The sequence below is a fragment of the Streptomyces cahuitamycinicus genome (assembly GCF_002891435.1).
Lineage (GTDB): Bacteria > Actinomycetota > Actinomycetes > Streptomycetales > Streptomycetaceae > Streptomyces > Streptomyces cahuitamycinicus.
This window is the reverse complement of the sequence record NZ_POUC01000537.1, coordinates 1-4,564: the sequence shown is the minus strand read 5'-3', so window position 1 is coordinate 4,564 and position 4,564 is coordinate 1. Positions and strand designations below refer to the sequence as shown.

The following is a 4,564-nucleotide window of genomic DNA, read 5'->3' as shown; positions in this document are numbered from 1 at the left end:
GGCGATCAGGGGGGGCGAGGTGCGCGTCGGTCATGACCATCCCGAAGGCGGTGCGGCGAAACCGGGCAGGACACGGCCCTGCAGGCCCCAGGCGGGGTCGAGGGGGATGCCGAGACGGTCCAGGACGGTGGGGGCGATGTCGATGAGGCGGGGCGTGTCGAGCCGGATGCCGGCGGGTCCTTCGGGTCCTTCGGGTCCTTCGGGTCCTTCGGGTCCTTCGGGTTCGCCGGGTTCGCCGGGTTCGCCGGGTTCGCGGGGTCCGCCGGGCTCACCGGGCTCACCGGGTTCGCCGGGTCCTCCGGGTCCGACGGGCTCACCAGGCTCGCTGGCTCCCCCGGTTTGGCCGGATCCCCCGGTTTCGCCAGGTCCCCGGGGTCCCCCGGGCCTCCCGAGTTCGGCGAGGATGACGAAGACCTCCCGTTCGGCTCGCGAGTCGCCGCCGTGGCCACCGGAGTCGAGGTGCCCGTGGTCGGTGGTGACCAGCACGGTCCAGCGCTCCTCGGCACGTCCCGGAGCCGAGCGCCGGACGTCGATCGCCTCCAGGAGCCGCCCGAGGTGGGCGTCCTGGTCGAGGAGGGCCCGGTCGTAGGCAGGGGACAGGGGGCCCGTGGCGTGGCCGGCCTCGTCGGTGGCGCCGAAGTACACGAACAGGGCGTCCGGGTCGTCCTCGGTGAGCCAGCGCAGGACCGTGCGGGCGACGCGGCGGTCCGCCGTTTCGTAGCCCCTGGATTCGCCGTTGTGACGCTCACGCCGGCCGATGGCCCTGCCGAGTGTGCCGCGACGCACCAGGGCCGGCCAGGACACGGCGGCCGCCGTGCGCAGACCGGGCCGGGCGGTGGCGGCCCGGGTCAGGAAGTCGGGGTAGCGGGCGTAGTCGGCACCTTTGAAATCGTTGCCGGTGACCCCGTGGCGGTCGGGCCACACCCCGGTGAGGATGCTCGACCAGCCGGGCCCGGAGTCGGTGTAGGCCGGCCCGGCCGAGGGCCCGTCGTCGGCTCGGCCGTAGGGCAGCAGGCTCGTGCCGTGGGCACCCGTGGCCATCAGCCGGTGCAGCACGGGTGCGGTGGAGGGGGAGCGGGTCAGCCGGTCGTAGCGCAGGCCGTCCATGCCGACGACGAGCACCTTGGTGCGTGGGCTCGCGGTGTTGGCGTCCTTCACTGGGTGCCTCTCTCGTGTGGTGACCAAGAGCTCGGGAACGACCGTCGTGTCCTGGCCGCGCGTCCGCGGCGGCTGGTCGCGCCCCGGCGGCGGAGCCGCACATCGACACAGCCCCGAGTCCCTTCGCGGCGCGGCCCCAAGGGACGCTCAGCTGCCCTGCACCGCCCCCTCCGTGGCGCCCGCGATGAACCCGCGGGCGAAGATCGTGAAGACCACGACGAGCGGCACGGACGCCATGAGGACACCGGCCATGACCATGCTGTAGTCGGTGGTGTGGCCGACGTGGAGCTGGGCCAGCGCCACCTGGAGGGTGAGGTGCGCGGGGTCGTTGAGCACGACGAGCGGCCAGATGTAGTCGTTCCAGGCGTTGACGAAGGCGTAGATGGCGAGGAAGGACAGCGCCGGTCTGATCATCGGCAGCACGATGTTCCAGTACTGGCGGAAGAAGCCCGCGCCGTCGATGCGCGCGGCGTCGAGGAGTTCGTCCGGCACGCCGTTCTCTATGTACTGGCGCAGCCAGAAGATGCCGAAGGCGTTGGCGAGAGCCGGGAGGACCAGCGCCTTGAGCGTGCCGACCCAGCCGATGTCGGACATGAGGATGAACTGGGGGAGGACGGCCAGCTGGAGCGGCAGCATCATGAAGCCGACCAGCGTCGCGAACAGCACCTTGCGCCCGGGGAAGTCGAACTTGGCGAAGACGAACGCCGCCAGGGAGTCGATGAAGAGGACCAGGACGGTGGTGACGGAGGCGACGACGACCGTGTTCAGCATCGACCCGAAGAAGTCGATGGTGTCGAGCACGTGCCGGACGTTCTCCAGCAGATGGGAACCGAAGGTCAGTTTCGGCGGGCTCTTGTAGATGTCCTCGGTGGTGTTCGTCGCCATGACGATCGTCCACGCGAACGGGAAGACCGAGATCAGGACGGCCAGGGCGAGGACGATGTGCGCGGTCAGGCCCTTGGGACGCCGTGACCGCCTCGGGACCACTGCGGTCATGACTTCCTCCCGCGCTGGACGACGCGCCAGTTGACGACGACCAGCAGCATGATCAGGACGAAGAAGGCCCACACGATGGCCGCGCCGTAGCCGTAGTCGTTGTTCACGAAGGCCGACTGGTAGAAGTACAGAAGCGTGGTCAGGCCCGCCTGGCCGGGCCCGCCGAGGTTGGGGTTGGCGGCGTTGCTGCCGAACATGACCTGGGGTTCGCTGAAGCTCTGCAGGCCGTTGATGGTCGAGATGATGACCGTGAACAGGATGATGGGCCGCATGATCGGCATGGTGATCTGGAAGAACGTGCGGATCGGGCCGGCGCCGTCCAGCCTGGCCGCCTCATAGATCTGGGTGGGGATGGCCTGGAGGCCGGCCAGGTAGATGATCATGTTGTAGCCGGTCCACATCCAGGTCATCAGCAGCGCGATGACCAGTTTGATCAGCCACGGATTGCTCAGCCACGGGACGGGTGAGATGCCGACCGTGCCCAGGATCGCGTTGACCAGGCCGAAGTTGTTGCTGAACACCGCCCCGAAGAAGATCGACACCGCGACGATCGAGGTGACGTTCGGTATGTAGAGGGCGATGCGGTAGAAGCCCTTGAAGCGGCGCACCGAATGCAGCAGCGTCGCCAGCACCAGGGCACCGAACAGCGTGGGGACGGTGGACAGCACCCAGACCACCAGGGTGTTGCCGGATCGACAGCCAGAAGACCGGGTCGTCCAGAAGGAACCGGAACTGCTGCAGTCCCACGAACTCCACGGTGCCCATGCCGTCCCAGCGCTGGAAGGAGAGGTACAGCGAGTACAGGACCGGGAGGAACGAGAAGACGCCGAAGATCAGGAAGAAGGGCGAGACCGCCAGGTACTGCCGCCAGTGGGACAGCACCCCGCGACGCGTCGGTCGCACCGCGCCCGCGGGCGCCGTGCGCCGCGGGCGGAAGCGGGCCGGGCCGGGCCCGCCGTGGCGCCGGGGCACCGCGGCGGAACCGGCGACCGGAGGTGAGGACACCTCAGTTCACCCCCTGACGCCGGGCGATCTGCCTGGCCTGGGCGACCGCGTCCTTCCAGGCGTCGTCGGCCTTCTTGCCCTTGGCCTCGATGCTGGACAGTTCGGTCATGAAAGGCGCCATGACGGCGGCGTCGGCGGGTGCCTCGTAGGCGGCCGGGATGGCCTTGGCGGCGGGGCCGAAGACCTCGATGACCTTCTGCCCGCCGAAGAAGGGGTCGCCGCCCGTCATGGCCGGCATGGCGTACGCCGCCGGTGCGGCGGGGAAGATGGCGGCGTCGGCGAAGCCGCGGGCGTCGTTCTCCGGGCTGAGGATCCAGCTGATGATCTTGAATGCCTCTTCGGGGTTCCGGCACTGCTTGGGCAGGGCCAGGTAGGAGCCGCCCTGGTTGGCCGGGCCGCCGGGCATCGCGCAGACCCGCCAGCTGCCCTTGGTCTTCGGGGCCGCCTGCTCGATGTCCAGGGCGTGCCAGGCCGCACCGAGTTCGGTGCTGAGGGTCTTGCCGACGGCGGCGTTCCAGGTGTTGTCGTTGATCTTGGCGTCGATGCCGAGGGTGTGGGGGCGGACCGCCGTGGTCCACGCCTTGCGGATGTGGTCCTGGTCGCCGATGAAGCGGTTGTCCCTGTCGATGAACCGCTCGGTGCCCTGCCCGACCGCCATGGTGAAGACCGAGCCGATGTTGTTGACCAGGTAGGTGCCCGGCACCTTCGCGCGCAGCTCGGTGCCCAGCGCGAAGTACTCCTCCCAGGTCCCGGCCCGGGCGGCGACCTTGTCGGGGTCGGTGGGCAGCCCGGCCTCGTCGAACATGTCAGCGCGGTAGAAGAGCGCGGTCGGGCCGATGTCGATCGGGAAGCCGATCTGCTTGCCGTCCTCGGTCCGGGCGAGCTTGGTCTTCCAGTCCAGGTACTGCGACGCGATCTTCTCGAAGCCCAGGTCGTTCAGGTCGAGGAAGCGATTCGCGTTGGGCAGGAAGGACGCCATGTCCTCGCCCTTGATGCCGGTGATGTCGGGCACGGAGGCGCCCGCCGCGAGAGTGGTGGTCAGCTTCTGCTTGAAGTCGCCGCCGATGGAGGCAACGGTCAGCTTCACCTGGCCGCCGAAGTGCGTCTTCGCCTCGGCGACCACCTTGTCGCTGAGCGCGCCTCCCCAGTACCACATGGTGAGGTTCTTGCCGTTCTTGCTGCCGGCCGAGCCGGAGCCGCCACCGCAGGCGACGGTCAGACCGGAGGCGGCCGCGGTCAGCGCGGCGGCCTGGAGGAAGCCTCTACGAGAAAGGTCCACGGGTCACTCCTGTTGTTCCTGTTCGACGTGCCGGAGGGGTGGGTGGTCGGTGCGGTCCTTCGGAGGCGCGCGGACCGACGGGCGTGTGCGGGGCGACGGGCGTGTGCGGGGCGGTCGGGGTGACGG

The 4,564-nt window shown here is 69.5% G+C and carries 3 protein-coding genes and 1 pseudogene; all 4 read right to left on the bottom strand.

The window, feature by feature from the left end:
- Positions 1–30 precede the first annotated feature (30 nt).
- The 4 genes and pseudogenes from C1J00_RS38620 to C1J00_RS38605 all read right to left on the bottom strand — a co-directional run bounded on the left by C1J00_RS38620 (position 31) and on the right by C1J00_RS38605 (position 4,438).
- Positions 31–1,158 carry an alkaline phosphatase family protein gene (locus C1J00_RS38620; RefSeq protein WP_439333470.1) on the bottom strand — a complete coding sequence of 376 codons (1,128 nt, stop codon included), beginning with the start codon at positions 1,156–1,158 and terminating at the stop codon, positions 31–33.
- A gap of 147 nt (positions 1,159–1,305) precedes the next feature.
- On the bottom strand, positions 1,306–2,154 hold the full coding sequence (locus tag C1J00_RS38615) for a carbohydrate ABC transporter permease (RefSeq protein WP_102913554.1): 849 nt from the start codon (positions 2,152–2,154) through the stop codon (positions 1,306–1,308).
- A pseudogene (locus tag C1J00_RS38610) lies at positions 2,151–3,036 on the bottom strand (carbohydrate ABC transporter permease). The gene C1J00_RS38615 and the pseudogene C1J00_RS38610 overlap by 4 nt, the downstream one beginning before the upstream one ends.
- 124 nt (positions 3,037–3,160) lie before the next feature.
- Entirely contained in the window at positions 3,161–4,438 is a 1,278-nt protein-coding gene (locus tag C1J00_RS38605) for an ABC transporter substrate-binding protein (protein WP_102913553.1), read from the bottom strand.
- Positions 4,439–4,564 lie beyond the last annotated feature (126 nt).